The sequence below is a fragment of the Streptomyces sp. NPDC050287 genome, assembly GCF_044459385.1.
Taxonomy (GTDB): Bacteria; Actinomycetota; Actinomycetes; order Streptomycetales; family Streptomycetaceae; genus Streptomyces.
On sequence record NZ_JBITIY010000012.1, the window covers coordinates 206244 to 226831 of the forward strand.

Annotated in this window: 21 protein-coding genes and 1 pseudogene; 6 read left to right on the forward strand and 16 right to left on the reverse strand. The window is 69.6% G+C overall.

The annotated features are described in order from the left end of the window. Window positions 1–335 precede the first annotated feature (335 nt). The gene (locus ACIBK3_RS34990; RefSeq protein WP_399371623.1) at window positions 336–956 is read right to left on the reverse strand and encodes a TetR/AcrR family transcriptional regulator; all 621 of its coding nucleotides are present in this window, start codon (window positions 954–956) and stop codon (window positions 336–338) included. An 83-nt stretch (window positions 957–1039) separates the two neighbouring features. Between ACIBK3_RS34990 and ACIBK3_RS34995 the strand changes: the two genes are divergently transcribed. Then, a complete protein-coding gene (locus ACIBK3_RS34995; RefSeq protein WP_399371624.1) occupies window positions 1040–1984 on the forward strand; it encodes an aldo/keto reductase in 945 nt (314 codons plus the stop codon). Between the two features lie 162 nt (window positions 1985–2146). On the opposite strand, the gene ACIBK3_RS35000 is transcribed toward ACIBK3_RS34995, so the two are convergent. The 3 genes from ACIBK3_RS35000 to ACIBK3_RS35010 all read right to left on the reverse strand — a co-directional run bounded on the left by ACIBK3_RS35000 (window position 2147) and on the right by ACIBK3_RS35010 (window position 4300). Further along, window positions 2147–2296 carry a hypothetical protein gene (locus tag ACIBK3_RS35000; protein WP_399371625.1) on the reverse strand — a complete coding sequence of 50 codons (150 nt, stop codon included), beginning with the start codon at window positions 2294–2296 and terminating at the stop codon, window positions 2147–2149. Between the two features lie 195 nt (window positions 2297–2491). Further along, the gene (locus ACIBK3_RS35005) at window positions 2492–3175 is read right to left on the reverse strand and encodes a ScbR family autoregulator-binding transcription factor (RefSeq protein ID WP_399371626.1); all 684 of its coding nucleotides are present in this window, start codon (window positions 3173–3175) and stop codon (window positions 2492–2494) included. 645 nt (window positions 3176–3820) lie between these two features. After that, entirely contained in the window at window positions 3821–4300 is a 480-nt protein-coding gene (locus ACIBK3_RS35010) for a hypothetical protein (RefSeq protein ID WP_399371627.1), read from the reverse strand. 573 nt (window positions 4301–4873) lie between these two features. Here ACIBK3_RS35010 and ACIBK3_RS35015 point away from each other — a divergent pair. Further along, window positions 4874–6127, forward strand: a complete 1254-nt coding sequence (locus ACIBK3_RS35015) for a TolB family protein (RefSeq protein WP_399371628.1) — start codon at window positions 4874–4876, stop codon at window positions 6125–6127. A gap of 291 nt (window positions 6128–6418) precedes the next feature. Here the strand turns inward: ACIBK3_RS35015 and ACIBK3_RS35020 are convergent, their stop codons facing one another. Further along, entirely contained in the window at window positions 6419–8731 is a 2313-nt protein-coding gene (locus ACIBK3_RS35020) for a PQQ-binding-like beta-propeller repeat protein (RefSeq protein WP_399371630.1), read from the reverse strand. A 311-nt stretch (window positions 8732–9042) separates the two neighbouring features. Further along, window positions 9043–9444, reverse strand: a complete 402-nt coding sequence (locus ACIBK3_RS35025) for a RidA family protein (RefSeq protein ID WP_399371631.1) — start codon at window positions 9442–9444, stop codon at window positions 9043–9045. A gap of 143 nt (window positions 9445–9587) precedes the next feature. Between ACIBK3_RS35025 and ACIBK3_RS35030 the strand changes: the two genes are divergently transcribed. Beyond that, complete coding sequence (locus ACIBK3_RS35030; protein WP_399371633.1) at window positions 9588–9968, forward strand: winged helix-turn-helix transcriptional regulator; 381 nt, start codon at window positions 9588–9590, stop codon at window positions 9966–9968. Window positions 9969–10280: 312 nt separating this feature from the next. On the opposite strand, the gene ACIBK3_RS35035 is transcribed toward ACIBK3_RS35030, so the two are convergent. The 4 genes from ACIBK3_RS35035 to ACIBK3_RS35050 all read right to left on the reverse strand — a co-directional run bounded on the left by ACIBK3_RS35035 (window position 10281) and on the right by ACIBK3_RS35050 (window position 14505). Beyond that, entirely contained in the window at window positions 10281–11576 is a 1296-nt protein-coding gene (locus ACIBK3_RS35035) for a hypothetical protein (protein ID WP_399371634.1), read from the reverse strand. Window positions 11577–11772: 196 nt separating this feature from the next. Further along, window positions 11773–12978 (reverse strand): CU044_5270 family protein, encoded by a 1206-nt coding sequence (locus tag ACIBK3_RS35040; protein WP_399371635.1) that lies wholly within the window; start codon window positions 12976–12978, stop codon window positions 11773–11775. A 39-nt stretch (window positions 12979–13017) separates the two neighbouring features. Next, window positions 13018–13566, reverse strand: a complete 549-nt coding sequence (locus ACIBK3_RS35045; RefSeq protein WP_399371637.1) for an RNA polymerase sigma factor — start codon at window positions 13564–13566, stop codon at window positions 13018–13020. Between the two features lie 438 nt (window positions 13567–14004). Then, window positions 14005–14505: an Lrp/AsnC family transcriptional regulator gene (locus ACIBK3_RS35050; RefSeq protein WP_399371639.1), complete on the reverse strand. Its 501-nt coding sequence runs from the start codon at window positions 14503–14505 to the stop codon at window positions 14005–14007. A 73-nt stretch (window positions 14506–14578) separates the two neighbouring features. Between ACIBK3_RS35050 and ACIBK3_RS35055 the strand changes: the two genes are divergently transcribed. After that, entirely contained in the window at window positions 14579–15517 is a 939-nt protein-coding gene (locus ACIBK3_RS35055; protein ID WP_399371640.1) for a DMT family transporter, read from the forward strand. Between the two features lie 143 nt (window positions 15518–15660). Here the strand turns inward: ACIBK3_RS35055 and ACIBK3_RS35060 are convergent, their stop codons facing one another. Then, window positions 15661–16026: a hypothetical protein gene (locus ACIBK3_RS35060; protein ID WP_399371642.1), complete on the reverse strand. Its 366-nt coding sequence runs from the start codon at window positions 16024–16026 to the stop codon at window positions 15661–15663. A 181-nt stretch (window positions 16027–16207) separates the two neighbouring features. On the opposite strand from ACIBK3_RS35060, the gene ACIBK3_RS35065 reads away from it, so the two are divergent. Next, window positions 16208–16642, forward strand: coding sequence for a cupin domain-containing protein (locus ACIBK3_RS35065; protein ID WP_399371643.1), 435 nt, complete (start codon window positions 16208–16210; stop codon window positions 16640–16642). A 395-nt stretch (window positions 16643–17037) separates the two neighbouring features. Here ACIBK3_RS35065 and ACIBK3_RS35070 read toward each other — a convergent pair whose 3' ends face one another. The 4 genes and pseudogenes from ACIBK3_RS35070 to ACIBK3_RS35085 all read right to left on the reverse strand — a co-directional run. After that, complete coding sequence (locus ACIBK3_RS35070; protein WP_399371646.1) at window positions 17038–17637, reverse strand: hypothetical protein; 600 nt, start codon at window positions 17635–17637, stop codon at window positions 17038–17040. A gap of 192 nt (window positions 17638–17829) precedes the next feature. Then, the gene (locus ACIBK3_RS35075; RefSeq protein ID WP_399371647.1) at window positions 17830–18084 is read right to left on the reverse strand and encodes a hypothetical protein; all 255 of its coding nucleotides are present in this window, start codon (window positions 18082–18084) and stop codon (window positions 17830–17832) included. A 158-nt stretch (window positions 18085–18242) separates the two neighbouring features. Beyond that, window positions 18243–18413, reverse strand: a complete 171-nt coding sequence (locus ACIBK3_RS35080; RefSeq protein WP_030933194.1) for a DUF5670 family protein — start codon at window positions 18411–18413, stop codon at window positions 18243–18245. A gap of 114 nt (window positions 18414–18527) precedes the next feature. After that, window positions 18528–18668: pseudogene (locus ACIBK3_RS35085) on the reverse strand (hypothetical protein); the annotation flags it as partial. A gap of 481 nt (window positions 18669–19149) precedes the next feature. Between ACIBK3_RS35085 and ACIBK3_RS35090 the strand changes: the two are divergent. Then, a complete protein-coding gene (locus tag ACIBK3_RS35090) occupies window positions 19150–19398 on the forward strand; it encodes a hypothetical protein (protein ID WP_399371648.1) in 249 nt (82 codons plus the stop codon). A gap of 110 nt (window positions 19399–19508) precedes the next feature. Here ACIBK3_RS35090 and ACIBK3_RS35095 read toward each other — a convergent pair whose 3' ends face one another. Continuing rightward, entirely contained in the window at window positions 19509–20195 is a 687-nt protein-coding gene (locus ACIBK3_RS35095; RefSeq protein ID WP_399371650.1) for a class I SAM-dependent methyltransferase, read from the reverse strand. Between the last annotated feature and the right edge of the window lie 393 nt (window positions 20196–20588).

Consider the following 20588-nt stretch of genomic DNA (forward strand, 5'->3'; position numbering starts at 1 on the left):
GAACATGAAGACATGATGTTGATAGGACGACACGCCGGGTCCATTGCGCGGATACGGTCATCCGCGTGCTGCATTCGGCCCGCTGGGGACTGTTCCCGCGCTCCGGGTCGAATTCCCTGGGCCGGCTGACGAGCTGAATGCGCGGACTCGGCGCCATTTCCCAGGTCGTCCTGCCTTCCTCATTCCTTCGACCGGGGAGCACCTGATGATCCGACCGGCAGGTCGGCCGAGCGGCTGCCCTGCGACGTCCGCTGACGACGTCCCAGGGCAGGCTGCGGCCCGAGCAGTCAACAGCACCCGGGTGGTCACCGTGCTGCGCGTGGCGTCGGAGGGCGTTACCGGCCCTCCGCCTCGAGGGCCGGGCGCAGGGCGTCGACGACCAGGTCGAGGAGCTGTTCGGTCTTGTCCGGCTCGTCGGTCGCCGCTGTCGAGAGGAACACGCCGAGGAGCATCATCGTGACGTCCTGGGGATCGACGTCCGGGCGCAGCGAACCGGCTTCCGCCCCGGTGCGCAGCATCATGGCGATGACGGCTGTGATGCGTTCCCGCGTTGCGGGCGTGGCGATGCTGCCCGACGCCCAGCCTGCGCGCAGCGTGTCGGACATGCCACGCTTGATCTTGAAGAACGCCGCGTAACGAGTCATCCACGCGCGAAGTGCGACTGCCGGCTCAAGCTCGTCGAGGAGCGCCGTCGCACTGGACACGACCTCGTCGAGCTCTGCGGCGTAGACGGCTTCCACGAGCGCTTCGCGGGTGGGGAAGTGCCGGTACAGCGTGCCGATCCCGACGCCGGCCGCTCGGGCGATCGCGTCCAGCGGTACGGCGTCCGTCGTCGCTGCGAAGGCCTCCCGGGCGGTGGCGAGGAGTCTGTCGCGGTTCCGCCGTGCGTCGGCGCGCGTCGGCCGGTTCGTGGCCGGCGCGCTGCGGTCAGTGGCCGTGGGCTCACTCTCAGACAAAACGGAGGACCTCCGGTTAGTGCTACGGTGAACGAAACGGAGTCACTCCGTTTCGTCTATGGTCCCACCGAAGGAGAACGCCCATGGCCGCCGCCGCTCGATTTCCTCAGGTCACCGCATCCGGCGCGCTGCGCGCCGGTGACACCGGACGGCTCGCGGGCCGTACCGTGTCGCGGATCGGCTTCGGCGCGATGCAGCTGGAGCGCCTGCGGACCGACCGCAGGGCGGCCATCAGGATGCTGCGCCGCTGCATCGAGCTGGGAATAGACCACATCGACACCGCTCAGTTCTACGGCCACGGCTTCGTCAACGAAGCGATCCGAGAAGCCGTCCGCCCTGAGGACGACGTCATGGTGGTCAGCAAGGTCGGCGCCGACCCCGACTCCGACGGTCCGCTCCCTCTCCGCCTCGCGCAGCGCCCCGAACAGCTGCGCGCCAGTGTCGAGGACAACCTGGCGACCCTTGGACTCGAACAGATCGCCCTGGTCAACCTCCGCCGGACGGACACCGGCCCCGGCCTGCGCGCCGCAGGGGATCAGCTGGTCGACCTCGACGACCAGCTCGCCGTGATGACCGCCCTGCGGGACGAGGGCAAGATCGGTGCGATCGGCCTCAGCAGTGTCTCCCTCGACGTTCTACGCAGCGCCCTGCCCGCGGGCATCGCGTGTGTGCAGAACGCGTACAACCTTCTGGCCCGCGACGACGAGGACATGCTCCGACTGTGCCTCGACGAAGGCATCGCCTGGGTTCCCTACTTCCCCCTCGGCAGCGCCTTCGACCGGATGCCGAAGGTGACCGACGAGCCGGCCGTCATCGCCGCCGCGCGTGAGTTGAACGCCACGCCCGCACAGGTCGGACTGGCCTGGCTGCTCCACCACGCCCCGAACGTGTTGCTGATCCCCGGCACGGCCGACCTCGAACACCTGGAGGCGAACGTGCGGGCCGGAGCGGTCACGCTCGACGAGGCAACGCTCTCCGCCCTGGACGCCGTCCGGGCCCGCTCCGGAGACATCGCGCTCAACCAGTGACCGACCGTCGCGGGGGCTGGCGTGCGGTGCCGGCGGGGGAGAGGAGTGAGGACATAGCCCTGTCTCGTCAGGCCGTTCTCCAACTGGGCGTAGGTGGGTCGATGTCGCCTGGTAAGCCCAGTTCGGCGCGGACGGGCAAGGACTGCCCGCCCTCCTGGCTGATCAACTAAGGGGTGTCCCGCGAGGCTTGTTCGTTCCTGCCGTCGTGACCGCGAACAGGGCCATCTCATGGGCCAGTTCGCGTGCGATGCGCCGGCCGGTCCCGCGGCCGGCTCCGGTGAACAGCGCCGTCTTCCCGGCCGGCGTTCCCATGTCTCAGCTCCCCTCGCGGCCGGCCACATCCGATGCGCGGCCGTGGATGCCGGCCGGCGTGCACGCGGCGCAGGGATTCCTGCAGCCGGTGCTGTGCCTGTGAGCTGCCGGGCATCTCGGAACCGGGCTTGGCCGCCGGGCCCTGTGCGCGTGGGCCGGAGCGGTCCGCTGCGGCGGTCGGCTCGGCCCTGCTGTTCAGCCGACCGCCGCTGCTTCCTCGTGCTGCGGCGGTCGTTGTTCCACAAGCCTCTGGGTCTCCTGGTACACCTCTGCTCCCCGGGAGGCGGACAGGTGCAGCGAGGCGGTCACGTAGGGCTGCGCGACGGTGGGCAGCAGGTGGCGCAGCAACTCGCTGGCCCGTGCCATGAGGTCCTGATAGTTGCTGAAGGCCTGGGACATGGACTGGACACCGGCGAAGGAGCCCACGAACACCTCCGATGTCCTGGCCGGTACGACGTGGGGCAGCAGTTCGCCCTGGGCCTGGGCCTTCTCCAGCAGCTCCCGGCTGAGTTCGACCCAGCGCAGGAAGGGGCCGGTGCGGTCCAGGCCTGTCGCCGTCTGGTCCATGGCCAGGCGCACGCCGGCACGCACCATGGGATCGCTCTGCAGCCGGTGGGCGTGCAGCATCACGACGTCCACAAGTTCCTGCAGCTTGCAGGGCCTGTCGGGGACGGCGAACTGGCTGTCCTGGGCGTCGAGCACACCCAGTGCGAGCTCTTCCTTGGACTTGAAGTGGAAGTAGAGGGCTCCCTTGGTCACTCCGGCCGAGGTGAGGATCTCGGAGATCGTCGCGGCCTGGTAACCGTGCTCCTCGAAGACCTTGGCTGCTGCCAGAAGGATGTTCCGGCGTGTCCGAATGGCTCGGTCCTGCTTGGCCATACGGCCTCCATGTGTCGTGCGGCTGACACGCGTTCCAGCACTCCGAAAATACCGCCCAGTTCGTATATTACAGCGGTTGCGGCGCAGGCAGCGGTGGTCGCGGAGATGCTGCACCCTGCCGCACGGGAGGGCTGATTCCCCCAAGGTGTGGCGGCCACGGCGCGGCGCCCGCGTCGTGGCCGCCACGGTCGGATTCGAGGGCTGGACGCCGGGGACCGGACATGGCTGCCCGAGGAAAGGTCGCGGGTCCTGGGATCTCCTGTTACCTCGGCTGACCGGGCGGTACGACTTGGCGTTCGTGAATGCGGCCCGGGCGATGGGCAGTTCGGCAGTGACAAACCGTCCGTCCTGTTTTTTTGCCTCCTGTGACCGGGAGCGCGCCCGCCGGAACCAGACGCCGGACGGCTCACGACTCCCAGGTGTCAGCACCCCGCCGACATCACCGACAAAGGCACGGGAGTGCGTTGGGGATGACGGTTTGGCTGTTCCCGCAGCGGAGCGGGCCGCAGCCTTGGTGTGAGGTTGCGGCCCGCCATGAGGGTTTGCGGCTAAGGCGCTGTGGGCTGACTGGCGTCCGCGCAGCAGCGTCCAGCCCGTGCACGTGCCCGTCCCCGGGCCTGCTGGGCCAGGGACAGGGCTGGGTTGTTACGGAAGTCGGCTCCCCGGCGTCTTGCTGCAGCGCGGGTCGCCGGCGTGGTACTTGTCGAAGATGAAGGAGAACCCGTAGGCACCGCCGCCGCGGCCGTAGGACCCGCCCAGCCAGTGCCACTGTCCGTCCTGCTTGGCGCGGTGCGTCTTGTAGACGAGCCTCGGGGCCACGCCCCCGTCAGCCCAGGTGACGTCGGCCTTGTCACCCCCGCGGTTGCGCCCCTTGACGATCTTGTACTGCACCCAGTTGACCTTGTCAGGCCTGCCCGACTGGCGGGTGTAGTTGACGTAGATGTATCCGGTGAAACCGCCCTTGGAACACTGCCATGTCGCGCCCTTGGACACTGCGGCGGCGACTGTCTGCTGAGAAGGGGCCGGAGTAGAGGACGGGACCGCCAGCGCTGGTGCGGAGGCCAGCAGTCCGCCGGAGAGCGCAACCACTGCCGCGGCGGTCGCGCCGCCTCGCATCAGGTGCATGAAGTGCTCCTCTCTGAGCCGTCAGGCGACTCGGCCAGGAGGCCCGGCCAGGAACATCCCCGGTCGTCGACCTCGCTTGACTCGACTTTTCCGGCTGGGGCATTGAATGGCAGCCTGACTTCACCACCCTGATCAATAGCGGGCGCCCGGAGGTTCCGCTCGATCCGAGCGCTGGGGCGGTGGCACGGCGCGCGGGGCGAGTTACGCAAGTCGCAGGCGGAGGCAGGCAGTCCGACGTACCTCGTGGTGGCAAAGCGGACGTATCAGGGGGGGGCGAGCGCGCTGTCGCAGGCGGCGGGGGAGCGGCTGCCGACGCTGCCGGCCGTGCTCGCCCATGTGTGCGCTGCGGCGGCGATGAGACGGCATTGGCCGCGCGCGTACGGAAGTTCGTTGAGGACTCGCTGCTGCCGGAAGCCATGTCCGGATAATGCGTGCTGCTCATCCGTGCGCGGACGGTTGATCTCGCGTACGAGTTGTACGCCGACGGGCTGATTGACTCGAGGCAAGAGGTGCGTTTGCATCCCTGATTGCCCTCGGTGCGGGGCCGGGGGAGACGGTTTCTCGGGGGGAAACATGTCCAGAGCCACCAGGGCCCTGTGCGCGGCGGGCGGGGCCGCGCTGGTGACGCTGCTTTCCTTGGTGACGGTGACGGTGACGGTGCCGGGGGCGATGGCCGCTGCGCCGGCTGGGCGCGCTCAACGCGTGAGCGTCGCCGCCGACGGCGCACAGGGCGACGGCGACTCCATGGCCCCGTCGGTCAGCTCCGACGGCCGGTACGTCGCCTTCGAGTCCGACGCGACGAACCTCGTGCCCGGCGACACCAACGGCTTGCGTGATGTCTACCGCAAGGACATGCGCACTGGCCGTATCGTGCGGGTCACCGCCCAGGGCGCGGGCGCCCCCGCCGGCGCCGAGGCCTATCAGCCGTCCCTGAGCGCCGACGGCCGCTACGTGGCGTTCACGTCGGAATGGCCCTACCCCGTGCACAGCGGGCCGCCGGGACGTCAGTCCGACGTCTACGTCCGCGATCTGCGCACCGGCCGCACCGCGAAGGTCAACCTGGGCCTTGATGACGGCTTCGGTATCGTCTCGCGTGATCCGTCGATCAGTGCCGATGGTCGGTACGTGGCCTTCGTGGCCGGGGTGGAGCCGTGGTTTCCACTGAGCTTGCACGGCGACGTCCGCGTCTACGTACGGGACTTGAAGACCGGCACGACGCGGCGGGTGAGCGCAGCGGCGGGCCCCGACGGGGACCGCGAGGCGGTTGAGCCGCACATCACCCCGGACGGAAGCGCTGTCGCCTACTCGACGAACGTGCCCCATGTGTCCGGGCCGCCGGTCGGCTACGTCTACGCCTGGCGACGGGCCACCGGAGGGGCCGAGCGCGTCGACGTCACCTACGACGGCAGCGGCACCTCTCCGAAGCCCTCGCGGCTCGCCGGGATCAGCCCCGACGGCAGATACGTGCTGTTCAACTCCCCGTCGGACAGGATGGTCCTCAGCGCCCGGCACACCGGCGGCTACCTGCGTGACCTGGGCACACACAGCACGCGCACGGTCGACGCGCCGGGTGATCCGACGGCACCCACACGGGCGGGCGCATTCCTGGGCACGACCCGCGACTACGTCCTCGCGGCGGGAGGCCAGGAGTACGTGCGGGACGTGCGGACGGGCCGCACACGGCGGTTGCCGGCCGACGACGCCGGCATGAACGCCCTCGTCTACGACTGGCACGCGCGCGTGGCGGCCTTCCAGTCATGGAAGGACGACTGGGTTCCCGGGGACACCAACGACAGAGGGGACGTGTTCCTCGTACGGCTGCGCTGAGCGCCGGGTCGGGCACCGATCCGCCCAACGCGGCGCGGTCAAGGCACGGCCCGTATGCTCTTCTGCTCGGCGCTGCTTGAGTTGTCAGGCTGCCGTACTGCGTCCCCAGGGGAGGCGGGTGGCGGCTGTGGGGGTGATCGGCCGATGGCGGGGAGTCCGGAGAGTCCGCTGGATCCGAGCGCTGGCGCCAGGCGTGGCGCGTCCTTCCAGAGGCTCTGGACGCGGGGCGAAGTCGCCCGCCGGCGGTGGCCGTGGCGCCGCGGCTGCGGCCGAAGCCCGGTCAGAGGCGACTCAGCCCGCGGTGGCCAGGGACGGCCGGGCAGTGGGACGGTCCGGCCGTACGGAGAAGGCGGTTTCGCCCACCACCGCCACGATCGCGTCCTCGACGAGCAGCACGCTCGGCGTGGTGTCCTCCACCGAGCCTCCGGGATTCTCCAGCGCGGTCGTGTGCCACGTCGGTGCGCCGGTGTCGCGGTCCAGCGCCAGCAGCCGGCCGTAGCGGTTGGTGAAGTAGAGGTCGCCGTACCTCCTGGACGCCACCGGTGCCGACAGGTTCTCGCCGTCCGTCGACTTCTGCCAAAGCCGCTTGCCATTGGCCGCCCGCACGGCGGTGACCGTTCCGTTGGGCCGTACGAAGTACACGACCCCGCCGGTGAGGGTGGCGCTGCCGCGCGCCGTGCCCGTCAGCGGGATCCGCTCGACGGCACCGCTGCTCGGGTCGACGCTCAACAACTGCTTGTACGGCTCGTCCTCTCCGCCGTCCGATACGTACTCCACGTCCTGCGGCACCAGCAGCAGCGGCCGTCCGCCGACGACGCCGAGCGGCTGCGTACCGGCGGGCAGCGGCGCTATCTCGTGGCGCGTACCGTCGGCCGGGTCGAATCGCAGGAGGCTGACCGAGCCCCTGGCGGGGTCGTCCGGTGTGCACAGGCCGTACGGGGCGCCGTCCAGCACCCCTGGTATGCAGGTGTTCCCGGCCGACGCCTGCGCCGGCGCCGTCCACAGTTCCCTGCCCGACTCGTCGTAGGCGACGAACTTCTTGGCGTCCTTCGACATCGTCAGCACCCCACGACTGAACAGGTATGCCGGCCGGTCCTCGCTGACGAGGCGTGACCAGCGCCGTTGCCTGGTGTCGGCGTCCAGGGCGACCAGCCGCCTGGTCAGATAGGTGGCGTTCTCGTAGAGCGCGTCGGGCGGCTTCTCATACACGTAGACCAGTCCGTTCCGGACACCGACGGGCCGTGACGTCTGTGGGCTGGTCCCGTACCGCCACAGCACGCGGCCGGTGGCTGCGTCGATCTTGGCGACCGTGAAGCCCGTTCCGGCGCAGTACAGGGCGTTTTTGTCCGGCACACACCCGGACGCGAGATCGTCCACTGGCTCGCCCTTGACGGCGGTGCTCAGGCTCGCCCGCCATGGCTGCCAGCCGGCGGGAAGTTCCGGAGTGGACGGGCCGCCGGTAGGCGACGCGGACGCGGTGGATGGGTGGGAGGCCGAGGCACGGTGCTGCCCCCATTTCACTGCCGTGATGCTCAGCCCGGTCACGGCCAGGGTCGCGGCGAGGCTGATGAGGATGCGCCACACTCGCCGTCGGTGACCGGTTCGACTCCCGTCGGTTCCGTCCGTTCCACCCGTTCCGCCCGTTCTCGGGGCGGCGGCCACCTGGCGTGGGACGGCGTGCGCAGGGGCGGCTCGGTGGCGGGATCCGGCTCGGTCGGCGGCTGCCGGCGCCATGGGCTGGTCGGCGGTGCCGGGCGCCACGGCCGGGTCGGTGGTGCCCGGCGCCATCGGCGCGGCGGTGCCCGGCAGCGCGCGGAGCATCCGGTGCAGTTCGGCGAGTTCGGGCCGAGCGGCCGGGTCCTTGGCCAGGCAGCGCTCGACGACGCTCCTGAGGGGCTCCTGCACGCCGTCCAGGGCAGGCTGCTCGTACATCACCTGAAAGCCCGTCGTGTACGGGCTGCCGCCGTCGAAAGGGCGGTTGCCGGTGGCCGCGTACACCAGTAGCGAGCCCAGCGAGAACACGTCCGAGGCGCCGGTGACGTCCCGGGGTGAGGCGAACTGCTCCGGCGACATGAACGGCGGGGTGCCGATCAACCGTCCGGTCACGGTGAGGGCCTCGTTGTCGACGGCCCGCGAGATACCGAAGTCGATGACGCGCGGACCGTCCTCGGCCATCAGGACGTTGCTCGGCTTCAGATCCCGGTGCACCACACCCGCCCGGTGGATGTCCCGCAGCGCCTCGACGAGCCCCAGCGCGAGATTGGCCAGGTCCTGCCCGCCCAACGGCCCGTCCTTGGCCACGATTTCGGCCAGCGTGCGACCCGGCACGTACAGCGTCGCCATCCACGGCAGTTCGGCCTCCGGATCGGCGTCCACGACCGGGGCGGTGAACGCCCCGCTCACCCGGCGTGCCGCCGCGACCTCCTGCCGGAAGCGGGCCCGGAACTCCTCGTCCAGGGCGTACTGCGGGTGCACGACCTTGACCGCGACCTGCCGCCCAGAGGCCGAGCGTCCCAGATACACGACGCCCATGCCGCCGCTGCCGAGCCGGCGCACCAGCGCATAGCCGCCTATGGACTCCGCATCGGCGGGGCTCAGCGACATCGCCGTCCCCCTTCCCATGTCCCTGCCATCGAACGGCCGTTGAGGGGAAACACTACTAGCACGCCAACGAGTGTTCGACGTGACCGTCCGGCCGTGTCACACGGCCCTTCCGCTGCCGCTGGCGTCCCTGGTGCCGCAACGCGTGGTCCCACGCCGCGACCCGAGGCTCGAACAGGACCCCGCGGTCGGCTCAGCTGTCCCGGTCCCGGTCCCCGATGACGGTGGCCGAGTCATGGCCGTGACGGTGGATGCCGACCGACGCCGGCCAGGTCCGAGCCGCCGACACCCCGGCCTGACGGTCATGGTCGGCCTCAGGCGGGCAGTTTGGTGTCGATGACGAAGCTGATCTCGACGACCTGCTCGGGAAAGGTCAGTTCGGGCACGCCGAGTACGGTGCTGACCGGGCGGTGGTCGCCGAAGTACGCCAGGTTGCCTTCCGCCGTCGCCGTCGCGTTCTGCCGCAGGTTCACCACGTACAGGGTCTGCGAGACGATCTGGTTGCGGGTGGCGCCGTAGTGGTTCAGGACCTTGTCGAAGTTGGCGTACGTCTGCTTGAGCTGGGCGGCGAAGTCATCCGCGTGGCGGAAGTCGCCTGCCTCGTCGAGCGACAGCTGTCCGGACACATGGATCAGGTGGTCGGACTTGATCGCCTGCGAGTAGCCGAAGTCGGGCTCGGCAGGGATCTGGTGGTTGAAGACGTCGATACTGGCCATGCTGCTTGCCTCCTGGTCACGTGAGCCCGCGGGTTCGGTTCCGTCGAAGCACCCCGACGCTCGCTCTCTTGCGGTTACTCAGGAACCGTAGGAGAGTGGGCACTGAACTGGAAGAACGCACTTTTCGGCAACTGAGGAACCTTATGGTGACCAAGCAGTTCACAGGCTCGCCCGACGACGCGGACCTCAGGCGCGCGGACTCGCTGGCGCGGGAGATCTTCTCGGACGTGGCCAACAAGTGGGCGTTCCTGATCATCGAAGCTCTCGGTGAACGCACCCTGCGCTTCAGTGAGTTGCGCACCGAGGTCGAGGGCATCAGCCACAAGATGCTCACCCAGAACCTGCGCATGCTGGAGCGCTACGGCCTGGTCGAGCGGACGGTGCACCCCACCGTGCCGCCACGCGTCGAGTACACCCTCACCGAGGCGGGCCAGGCCCTGCGCGCCACGGTCGACGGAATGTGCGGCTGGACCCACCAGTACCTCGGCCACATCGAGGCCGCCCGCCGCCGCTTCGACACCTGACGGGTGTGCACGCGCCTGACCGCGGCCCGGACGAAGGACCGGTCGTCGGCTGACGACGACGAGGTGGAGGTCGGGGCAGGCGACGGCCGCTGTCCCATCACGTGACCGTCATGACCGCCTCCTCGGTGTCTCGGACGTTCTCGCGGGTTCGCGCGGCGAACCGTACCCGGGGGGCGAAGTGGTCCCAGGAGTCCGGGACCAGCGGCTGTATCCGAAGCGCCGCGCCGGCCAGCGACCGGATACGTGTCACACCGCCTGCGGCCGGCGCCAGGTGCGGGCCGCAGGCGGTGTGTTTCGGTGCCGCCTCCTCCGTCAGCCGTTGCCGCGTGAGAGCAGCAGGCCGCACACGCCCGTCGGGCTCTCACAGCCGGCGTCACCCACTGCCAGTACCGTGCGCGTGCCGGGAACGCCGTCGACGGCAGCGACTGAACTGCCCACGCTGGTCGAGGTGAGGTCCGCGGGAAGGTCCTCCTGAGTCCACGTGGTGCCGTTCCAGCGGGAGTTCACGGCGTGCGCGCTGCCCACAGGCAGGCCCGCAACCCACACGGCTCCCGAGGAGTCGTCGCCCGCGGCGTTCACCTCGTCGACCCCTGGCAAGGGCAACGACTGCCAGGTACGGCCGTCCCAGCGCGCGGCGAGCAGCCCGCTGGGTGTCTGGGGATCGTTGGTCTTGCCGAACACGTGGACCGTTCCACGCTTGGTCGTCACGATGTGGTTGGCCACCCAGCCGGGGCCGTACTCCTCGGGAACGGGGATGGTGCGCGCGGTCCAGCGCCGGCCGTCGAAGTGGTAGAGCAGGGGCGTTGTGGTGTCAGCGGTCTCGGACTGGGCGCTGACCCATACGTCGTCGGGGCCGGTGCCGCTGATGTTCCACGGTTGGGCCGTACGGCCGTCCGGTGCCGGGGGCAGTGTCACCTGCTGCCAGGTGCGGCCGTCCCAGTGCTCCAGTCGCGCAGTGGATGCGCCCGTGGTCGAGTTCCAGTCGAAGGTGGTCAGCCACACGGAGTCCGGCCCCACCGAGGTCAGTTCCACGGCGAAGCGGATGTACCCCTTGGCGGGTGCCGGACGCGGCACCCGCTTCCACCGGGTGCCGTCCCAGTGCTGGAGCACGACGGGACTGTCGGCCGCGGGGAGTGCGGCGCCGCGGCCGACCCGGTCCGCCAGGCGGTCCGGCATCACCTTCGAGGAGGCGGCGCCGAACTCGACGTCGGTGTACGTACCGGCGGCCCAGACGTCGTCCGGGCCCGAGGCGGCGACCGTCTCGAGCCGTGCCTGCCTTCCTGCCATGTCGGCGAGCCGGACACCGCTCCACCGGGTGCCGTCCCAGTGCTTGGCCACCGGCGCCACCGACCCGGATGCGTCCTCCCGGGCACCCACCGCCCACGCGTCGGTCCGGCTCGCCGCGTCGACATCGAAGAAGCGGGTCGACTCGGTCGCGGAGAGCGGTAAGTCCAGCTTCCACTGCGTCGTGGAGGCAGGAGTGGCCTGCGCGGGGGTCTGCGCCTGGGCCGCCCACGGTGTGAGGGCGAGAGCGCAGGCGGCGAGTGCCGTGGCCACGCGGAGACCGCGTGCGGTGGACGCCCGTGCGGGTGTTGTCGTCGTTGTCATCGTGGGCTGCTCCTGGCAGGGGTTGTTGGGGGACCGGACCGGCGTGGATGTCGTGTTCCGGGCCCGACGTGGAGTTTGTTCCGGGACCGGGCGGCCCCGGCGGCTGTTCCGGGGTCCGTCCGATCCCGTCCGTTCGGGGTTTCTCGAACGCCGGGGGAGCAAGCGGCCGCTCCACCGATGCCCGAAGAGGCGCAGCTCACCGCCGGGCGTTCTCCGGCACGTCGATCTGCCGCTCCGCCCAGCCCATCCGGGTCGTCGCCGTGTAGTTCAACGTCGCGCCCGCGTCCAGACCCGCCTCCCGCGCCGCGGCCGACGGCTCGGCCAGCACCACCTGCTCCGACAGCAGGGCGCCGGTGGACGGGTCCACGATCAACTGCTGGTCCACTTTCCCCAGCGGGGTCGGCGTCGTGCCGGGGAACGCGATGCCGATGCCCTTGCGGCCCACGGGGTCGGTGGTGGCCCCCAGCGCCCGGATGCCGGGCAGGTCCGCCATCACCCGGTACGCGGCGGCCCGTACCGCGGGCTTCACCGGCATGGTGATGAGGTCCGCCGCCTGGCGGATCATCCAGGCCGTGCGGCCGGCGCCGGTCTCGGCTGCGGTGTCCTCCGCGTACAGCCGCTCAAGCCGTCGGCGCAACTCCTCGCTGCCGGTGGGGAGTTGCAACAGGTCCTGGTAGGAGACGTTATGCGGGCCGAGAGCGTAGATCTCGTCGTGGGCGTCGGTCCGCATGACCAGCGGCCGCCGGTCGGTTCCCATCGGGAGCGCCAGCTTGAGCGAACCGTCCGCCCCCGCCTCGATCTGCACCTCGTGGGGTGAACCGGCGGCTCGCCAGCGTGCTTCGTCCGCCTTGGTGCGGGGCGCGGTCTCGGCGTCGAGACCGGTGACCATCAGGCTTTGGGTTCCCGGGCGCACACCCACCGACCATTGCTGGGTCTCGCTGGTCCGTACGGCGTAACGCTGTCCCGGCTCTCCGACGACATCCACGTTCTGCGACCGTGTGATGGTCTGCCAGTAGGTTCCCTCGGTGGCCGACGCCTCCGACTTCCTCGCCGCGGCCAGCAGTTCGAGGCGGCCGTTCAACTGGGTCGCGGTGGCGGACGGCGGATGTGCGCTCGCGCCCTCGTCCGTGGTCCCCACGGGCTCCTGCTGGACCAGGGTGGTCACCACCACCGCGGACGCCGCGACGGCCGCCACGGCCCCGAGCGGCAGGGCCCAGGTGCGCGGCCGCAGGTGGACGCGTGCTGGGCGGCTGTCCGGTGTTTCCGCCATGATCCTGGTCAAGTCCTCCTGGTACCGCAGGGAGCCCGTCAACCGGGACGGGTCCAGTTCGGCGGGCCGGGCGTCCGCGAGCACCTTCATCACGTCGGGCCGTCGCGACCGTTCGTGCGACCTTTTCTTCATGCGTTGCCCTTCTTCCGGTGAGTGCTTCGTGGGATTTCTTCAGGTGAGTGCTTCGGTGCGATCCGCTCCTCGCGGCGGCCGCTCCGGTGGCAGGGACACGTCCGCCATGGCCTTCTCCAGACGGCGGCGTGCGCGGTGCAGACGAACGGTCAGCGTCGCCGTGGTGCAGCGCAGGACCCGTGCGGCCTGATTGGCGCTCAGCCCGTGCCAGGCGATGAGCGTCAGCAACTCCCGGTCGGCATCGGACAGGTTCGCCAGGGCCTGCAGCGCGGCCTCGCGGTCGGTCACGTCCGTGGCCACGTCGCCCACGTCGGTCCGGGCGCGGCTGCTGATGCGCTGTGCTTCCTCGACGGCCAGGACGTACTGGTGGCTGTTGCGGCGACGCATCTCCCGCACCAGGTTGCGGGCCACTCCCAGGAGCCACGGCAGCTCGGGCTGTGGAACGTCCCGTATCCGGCGCCAGGCGATGGTGAACGTGTCGCTGGTGACGTCCTCACCGACCTGCCGCCCCACCTGGCTGATGGCATAGGCGAGTACCCGCGAATAGCACTCCTCGTACATGGTGCGGAAGCGTTGGGCTTGGGTCACGCGCCGTCTCCTCGTGTCGGCTCCTTCACCAAGCAATGTGCGTGAAGGCCGACTTCTTACAGGCCGGGCAAAAAATGTTGCGGCGACCAGAGATCGCAGGGCGACGCACGGGGTGGAGGGCCTGCCTCGCCGCCGTGTCCGCCGCTTCCGCGGGCGTCATGGCACCATCAGGTCCCGTCCGGACCCTCCTCGGCGCGATCACCCGCTCCACGTACAGGTGGACAACTCGACGACCTGTTCAGGGTGGCCCCGCCCATCGCGCCTGGTGGCTCCCCACGCACCGCGTCGAGGACGGAGCCGCGCACGATCGCGGCCGGCGTCGGGTCCGCCCGGTGCTCGCCGGGCTGCCGACGGGAAGCGGAATCGTGACGGTTGCGCGCCCGTCCGCCCATCGGGCCGCTGCGGGCATCCTGCCGCCGGTGGGTGCGCGGGTGGCGTTCACCGGTGACGCCTCGAATACCCCGTCCGATCCAGGGCGACGCCGGCCGGTTCGATGATCCGTGACTGGACGTGCTCGTACGCCATGGTCGTCTGTACGTCGGCCACCTCGCGTCGTTCGGTGAGCCGATCGATGACGAAGGCGTACACGCCGTTCACATCCGGTACCGCGATGTGCAGGAGGAAATCGTAGGCGCCGGAGGTGACGAACATGGCGATCACTTCCGGTAGTTGCTGGGCCCACTCCCGGAATCCTTCGATGACCGGCCGGGCCGGGGGGCGGATCCGTACCGAGATCAGTGCCTGCACGGGCCGCCCGGCCGCCTCCAGGTCCAGTGCGGCGTGGTACCCGGTGATCAGGCCGCGCTCCCTCAGCAGCCGCACCCGCTCCAGCGACGTCGACGGGGAGACCCCCGTTTTCGTCGCCAGATCCCGATTGGTCTGCCGTGCATCGTTCTGCAGCTCCCGCAAAAGAGCCATGTCCACCGCATCAAGTTCCATAGATTCAGCATCCTGCCTTACGAAGTTCGGTGCGAGCCTCATCAAGGCGCACCAATGCTTAATCTACGGGACCATGAGGCAACAGAAGTACATCTCCGGCGGTGCCGGGCTCATCCTGGGGGCCGCTGTGCTGTGGGGTACCGTCGGCCCCGCCCAAGCCCTGGCCGGCACCTCCCTCGGACCCGCCGCCCTCGGGGGCTGGCGGCTACTGGTCGGGGGTGCCGTACTGGGCGCGCTCGCCCGCCGCCATCTGCGGGCCCTGTTTCCCGCGATACGGCAGGGGCTGGCCCGCCCCCTGCTGATCTGCGCCGCGGCCACCGGCATCTTTCAGGCTGTCTTCCTGTACTCCGCCGCGCGCACGGGCGCCGCGCTGGCCACCGTCGTCGCTCTGGGCGTAGCTCCCGTCGCCACCGGCCTGATCGCCCGGTCCGTCAACGGTGAACGCCTGACCCGGACCTGGCTGGTCTCCACCGCCGCCGCAGTGGCCGGCTGCGCCCTGTTGCTCGCGCCCACAGGCGCCGGCGTCGACGTGCTCGGACTGCTCGCCGCCACGGTCTCAGGTATCTGTTACGGCCTGTACACCGTGTACGCCAAGCAGCTGACCACCGATCACCCCTACGTCCACCTGCCGGCCGTGTCCGCCCTCTCGCTGCTGCTCGGCGCCGTTCCGCTGATGCCGTGGATGGTCACTGACACCGCCGCACTCACCCAGCCCGCCGCGCTGTACCTGATCGCCTGGCTGGGACTGGTCACCACCGCCTTGGCGTACTGGCTGTTCTCCGCCGGCATCCCGTCCACCAGCGCGGCCGCCGTGGGCACCCTCAGCCTTGCCGAACCCCTCGCCGCGTCCTTCCTCGGCCTGTTCGTCCTGCACGAGCACCTCACCACGACCGCTGCCCTCGGCAGCCTGCTGATCCTGGGCGGACTGGCAGCAGCCTGCCTCCCCGCCTCCCGCACCCGGCCCGCCACAACACCCGGCAAGCCGCACCCGTCACCGTCACACGCCGCTTGAACACTCGTCCGCACGGCGTTGGTCCTGGCAGCCAGGGCTTGGCAGGGCGGGGATGATCTCCTCGGCCTTGTGAAGTGTCAGCGCCGAGCCGGCAGCCGAGCCATGGGCGCCATGGTGGTCGCCGGGTGTCCGGGTTCTGGGTGTCAGGCCGCGTCCTCGATCGGGTTGAGGGTGACGGTGCAGCCGAGCTGGTTGAGTGCGGTGATCGCGCGGCGGGTGGCTCGTTCGGGGTCGCGTCGGGCGAAGTAGGTGCCGCCGAGCTCGTGGTAGGGGACGTTGTCGGTGAGCATGTGCCAGATCGCGGTGATGACCAAGTGCTCGACGGCGACCAGGGCCCTGGGTGGGCCGCGCCGGGCGGTGAGTCGCTTGTAGCGGGCCCGCAGGTAGGTGTTGTTGGTTCCGGCCGCCCCGAAGGCGGCCCGGCCGAGAGCTCCTTCGAGATTGGGGTTGCCGGGCCGTACCTTGGTGTTCTTGGCTCCCGAAGGAGCGCCCTCACACTGCCCCTGCATGCCCAAGTCATCGAAAAATCTATAGAGTTGGGGCGCACGATGATGGCGGCGGCAGGTGTGACCGACCAACCTGGCCAGCACCATGCGCATCGATACGGCGGGAGTGGCCCAGCCGCTTCGCTTACCGCTGTGAGCGCAACTCACCGTGAGGCAAACCCAATCCATCACTGAAAGACGAATCATGCGTCATTTGACACGCGTAGGCATCACCGGAGCCATGCTCGCCGGGCTGTCGCTCACCGCTGTTCCTGCTCACGCGACTCCCGCGGGGCCAGGAGTGACGGGCAAGGTCATCACGCAGACCACGGTGGGGGACAAGGACTACATCCTCCGGGAAGTCACGATTCCCCCCGGTCAGGCAACCGGCTGGCACTACCACGACGGTACCCTGTACGGCTACGTCGCCAGCGGCACTCTCAGCCACTTCAACGCGACGTGCGCGTCCGACGGGACGTACAAGAAGGGCAGTTCACTCGTGGAACCGGCTGGGTCAGGCAACGTCCACATAGGCCGCAATCTGGGCTCCACGGACGTCGTTCTCGAAGTTCTCTATGTCCTTCCGCACGGAGCACCTTTCTCCGAGGACGCCGCAAACCCGGGCTGCGCCTTCGAGTGACCTCTTTGCCGCCCGCCTGATTCTCAGGCGGGCGGCAACGCCAGGCATGTCCAGACGCCGGTTCGTCCGGATGGGGACTGCGCTGAGCGTCTCTGCGGAGCGTAGGCGTAGGAGTCACAGATCCGAGCGCCTGACATCAGCCTGAACCCCGGCGCGCCCAGTGGTCACCGGGCCGTTGACCGGCCAGAGTTCACGGTCCTTTACCAGGAGCGATCCGAGTACCCCGGGCCCGGGCGACCCCGCGTCCGGCCCGATCACGTCCTGGGCGACAAGGGCTACAGCTCGATAGCGAGGGCGTGGCATCGCCACCCGCTACGACAAAACCGCCCAGTCCTACGAGGCAGCCGTCACCCTCGTATCACTCCTGATGTGGGCGTGACATGTGAAGACACTGCCTAGGTCATGCGCGCCTTGTACGACTCCGGGTAGCGCTGGGTGAACTTCACGGCCCACACGAGCAGGACGATGGGAACGACCCAGTTGAACCAGTCGTCCTGGGACGGGAAGCGGACGGCCAGCCAGGTTGAGACCGTCATCAGGGCGAAGGCCGCGCCCCACGCGGCCGTCAGCACTGTGTTGATGTGCGCGAAGACCGGCGAGTTCCACACTTCACGTGGGGTCGACTCCCGGGCGTACTGCGCGGTGAACGGGTCGACGAACAGCGATCCGAGCGCGATGACGGCCACCAGACCGTTCGAGATGACCTGGGCGTACGTCTCCACCCACAGGAGTTGCCCGCGGCCCAGGGCCAGGCCGAGGATCGACAGAACGGCGAAGAACACGATGCCGGTCACGTCGAGGACCCGGAGTTTGCCGTGCAGGAGGTCCTGCCCCGACAGAACGATCGAGGCGACCAGCGCGGCGAGGGCCGCGTACTCCCAGGTACTGGGACTGGCGACCACTCCGAAGATGATCCACGGGGCGAAGGAGAAGAAGACGCTGCCCGTGCTGACGGGTTTCCTGGCCGGTGCCTTCGGCGTCGTCTGCTGAGCCATGGGAGTCCCTCCCGTCATCGGGCCGCCATCCACCCTCTCCCCTCCATCGTGCCGCCGTATGGGCTGCGGGGCACGCCGTCGACCCGTCCCTCGACCGTGACGCCCCCGCCCGGGATTTGCGAGGTACGGCAAGGCCACGCCCTGTCGGACTTCCTGGGAGGCCGGTGCGGCGCGCGTCGGCGAAGGGTGGCCTCAGAGCTGGACCGGGACCTGGTCGGAGACGCTCTTCCGCGCGTCCCGCTGCCAGTGTGCGCGGTTGACCTGTCGTGGATCGCTCTGTGTGCCGCCAGGCGTGCTCTGAGTGCTCAAGGTCGCGACGGCGGATCGGATCCTGCGGTTGTCCCCACCGCACCCCACGTACCGGCACACCAAGAAGAAGACGGCGGCCCCGCGGAAGGAGGCGCCGTCGCCTCCCACCTCGGCGCGCTCAATGATCTGCGCAGGCACGGCCTGTCCATCGGCGGCGGCCGCACTCGAGGGGGGAGGAGGTCCGCCGGCTCACCGCGTCCAGACTGGTCGCCGCCGCGATCGAGCTGGACCGGGGCCGGAGGAGATGTGGGCCCCGGACGTGTCCGGGGCCCACAGGCATGTCGCTGCTTGGCGGGTTACCAGCGATACCAGCGGCCCTTGCGGCCACCGGTGTCTGCGGAGCGCATGACGAAGCCCAGCAGCCAGACGACCAGCACGATGACGGCGATCCACCACAGCGCCTTCAGCGCGAAGCCCGCGCCGAAGAGGATCAGAGCCAGCAGAAGAACGAGAAGCAGGGGAACCATAGTTATCAACCTCCGTAGCTCCTCGTGCCCGGCGAATGCAGGAACACACGGTCGATTTCCCTGGTTTCTCCACTGCTCTTGCGGGCACTGGATCGAGTTTCTCCACGATGACTTCACCGCCGGGCCGGACGGCGGCTGTCCGTGCCCTGGCGGGCGACCGCCCTTCGGGCCGTAGACCCGGGGCGGTTTCGGTAACCGCATCACGCGGTCGCCGCGGATGCGCCCGACGGGTTCAACCGGCACGTCCCGGAGCACCAAGGCCAGGCGCGTGACCTCGCATCCGCGAGCTGTCTTCGCGCGACCGTAGGTGGCAGAAATGCCGGTCCGGCGAACACGGAGCGTCTGACCGCAGCCACGGTGAGAAGTCCACCATCAGCACCTGGCGTCCGTCCGGGAAGCGGGGCAGCGGCAAGGCCTGCCGGCAGCGACCGGGGCCGGTCGGTGTGGACGCCAGGCGATCCTGAGGTCTGGTTGTGGTGGATGCCGGATACGGCGTACCTCGCATCGCTCACTTACTGAACGACCTGCCCGTCGAAATCCTCGGCCGTCTGCGTTCCGCAGGCGTTAGCCCGCCGGCGGAGGGCACGATCAGCGACCATCTCCCGCCCGGCACCGGCCGCCCGGCGCTTGCGGACGACCGGCAGCCCGGCGGCCGACGGAGGCAGCCGGTTCCGCCATGTGCGGATCATCGCGCCCAGCCCGGCCCCGGGGAAACCTACTGCGGCTGCGTTCCCTGGTGGGCTACGAGTCGTGGGTCGAGCGGGACGCGGCGATGGCCCTGGACTTCGAACCCGCCGTCGTGGCTCTGGCCTCCCAGCCGTTCCGCCTGGTCTGGCCCGATGGCGACCGGGAGCGGGAGCACCCCCCGGACTGCTTCGCGCGGCTGGCCGATGGGACCGGCGCGGTCGTCGATGTCCGGCCGCAGGATCTGGTCGACGAGGAGGCGACACCGAGAAGGTCACGCGCAAGTTCTTCCAGAACGTGACGCTCGACCGCGCGGCCCAGAACCGCAGAGCTCGACCGGCCTCGTGAGCACCGGCGAGGACGACCGGACTGGTCGCCGCACGTCAGCGGCCCGACACTGAAGCAGATCATTCAAGACGGGTCACGAGCATCCCCGTGTCTCCTCGGGCCGGCGGTGGTCGGCGGTTCTGCAACGCCGATGAAGTTCCCGGCCATGGTCCGGATACGGACTGACCACCCCAGCGCGGTGAGGTCGTCCGTGAGGGTCTGGGCATCGTGGAACACCTTCACAATGCGGTACTGGCTGCCGTCGTCGAGCCGACGCAGCGCCGCCGGGGTCGGCTGGTTCGCGAGGACTTCCTCGTATGCGGCTGCGGCGGGGCCGTCGTCGATGAAGATCGCTTTGCCGCCCGGCGCGAGTGCGGCCGCGACCGTGTTCCAGAAGCCGCGCAACCGCGTCGGTGGGACATGGGAGAGCCAGAAGGCGAAGAACACGGTGTCGTAGCGTCGTGGCGGCTGCCACTCGAACAGGTCGGCCTCGACGAACTGGACGGCGGGGGAGTGGGTGCGCGCACGAGCGAGGGCCAACATTTCGGTTGCCGCGTCGACGGCCGTCACCGAACGTGCCCTTGCGGCAAGCCTCGGGGTCCACTGGCCCGTTCCGCAGGCCAACTCAAGCACATCCCCGGCAATCGGCAGGTCATCGACGACAGCCAGCAATTCGTGCAGGGCTTCGTACTCCGCGTAGGGCCGGTCGTATTCGGCCGCACCGGCCCTGTAGTAGGCCCTCTGCTCTGCCAGGAGAACGTCGTCATCCATGCAGGTTCCTCTCCTCCGGTTCGGTCAGTGCCAGTCAGCTCAGCTCGCGGCTTGGTTGCCGCAGACACTGTCGGCCTTCACCCTTGGGCAAGGTCAAGAGTCAGTCGTTCCCGCTCCGGCCAAGACTCGAAGCCGACGTGCCGCCCGGTCGTCGCAGCCCTGCACCAGCCCGGGAAGTGACGCTCACCGCACGACCAGCGAAACGGACGTACCGGAGTCGACATCCTGGAAGCGGCTCGTCGCACAGTTTCGCAGCGGACGTCGCCGACGTCCATGTACACCTCGAGGTACGACACCCCAGTTCCTCAGCACCAAGGCATGGGAGCGCAACCCGGCCGACTCGGTGAACTGGCAAGGCCGTTCGCGGAACAGGTAGGTGCTCGGGTCGACTGA

Coding starts and splice junctions, on each gene's coding strand:
- ACIBK3_RS35095 (WP_399371650.1), bottom strand. CDS start 20,195: ATGGATGACGACGTTCTCCTGGCAGAGCAGAGGGCCTACTACAGGGCC.
- ACIBK3_RS35025 (WP_399371631.1), bottom strand. CDS start 9,444: ATGGCCAGTATCGACGTCTTCAACCACCAGATCCCTGCCGAGCCCGAC.
- ACIBK3_RS35010 (WP_399371627.1), bottom strand. CDS start 4,300: ATGCACCTGATGCGAGGCGGCGCGACCGCCGCGGCAGTGGTTGCGCTC.
- ACIBK3_RS35030 (WP_399371633.1), top strand. CDS start 9,588: ATGGTGACCAAGCAGTTCACAGGCTCGCCCGACGACGCGGACCTCAGG.
- ACIBK3_RS35050 (WP_399371639.1), bottom strand. CDS start 14,505: ATGGAACTTGATGCGGTGGACATGGCTCTTTTGCGGGAGCTGCAGAAC.
- ACIBK3_RS35055 (WP_399371640.1), top strand. CDS start 14,579: ATGAGGCAACAGAAGTACATCTCCGGCGGTGCCGGGCTCATCCTGGGG.
- ACIBK3_RS35080 (WP_030933194.1), bottom strand. CDS start 18,413: ATGGTTCCCCTGCTTCTCGTTCTTCTGCTGGCTCTGATCCTCTTCGGC.
- ACIBK3_RS35005 (WP_399371626.1), bottom strand. CDS start 3,175: ATGGCCAAGCAGGACCGAGCCATTCGGACACGCCGGAACATCCTTCTG.
- ACIBK3_RS35020 (WP_399371630.1), bottom strand. CDS start 8,731: ATGTCGCTGAGCCCCGCCGATGCGGAGTCCATAGGCGGCTATGCGCTG.
- ACIBK3_RS35060 (WP_399371642.1), bottom strand. CDS start 16,026: ATGCAGGGGCAGTGTGAGGGCGCTCCTTCGGGAGCCAAGAACACCAAG.
- ACIBK3_RS34995 (WP_399371624.1), top strand. CDS start 1,040: ATGGCCGCCGCCGCTCGATTTCCTCAGGTCACCGCATCCGGCGCGCTG.
- ACIBK3_RS35040 (WP_399371635.1), bottom strand. CDS start 12,978: ATGAAGAAAAGGTCGCACGAACGGTCGCGACGGCCCGACGTGATGAAG.
- ACIBK3_RS35065 (WP_399371643.1), top strand. CDS start 16,208: ATGCGTCATTTGACACGCGTAGGCATCACCGGAGCCATGCTCGCCGGG.
- ACIBK3_RS35070 (WP_399371646.1), bottom strand. CDS start 17,637: ATGGCTCAGCAGACGACGCCGAAGGCACCGGCCAGGAAACCCGTCAGC.
- ACIBK3_RS35000 (WP_399371625.1), bottom strand. CDS start 2,296: ATGGGAACGCCGGCCGGGAAGACGGCGCTGTTCACCGGAGCCGGCCGC.
- ACIBK3_RS35035 (WP_399371634.1), bottom strand. CDS start 11,576: ATGACAACGACGACAACACCCGCACGGGCGTCCACCGCACGCGGTCTC.
- ACIBK3_RS35015 (WP_399371628.1), top strand. CDS start 4,874: ATGTCCAGAGCCACCAGGGCCCTGTGCGCGGCGGGCGGGGCCGCGCTG.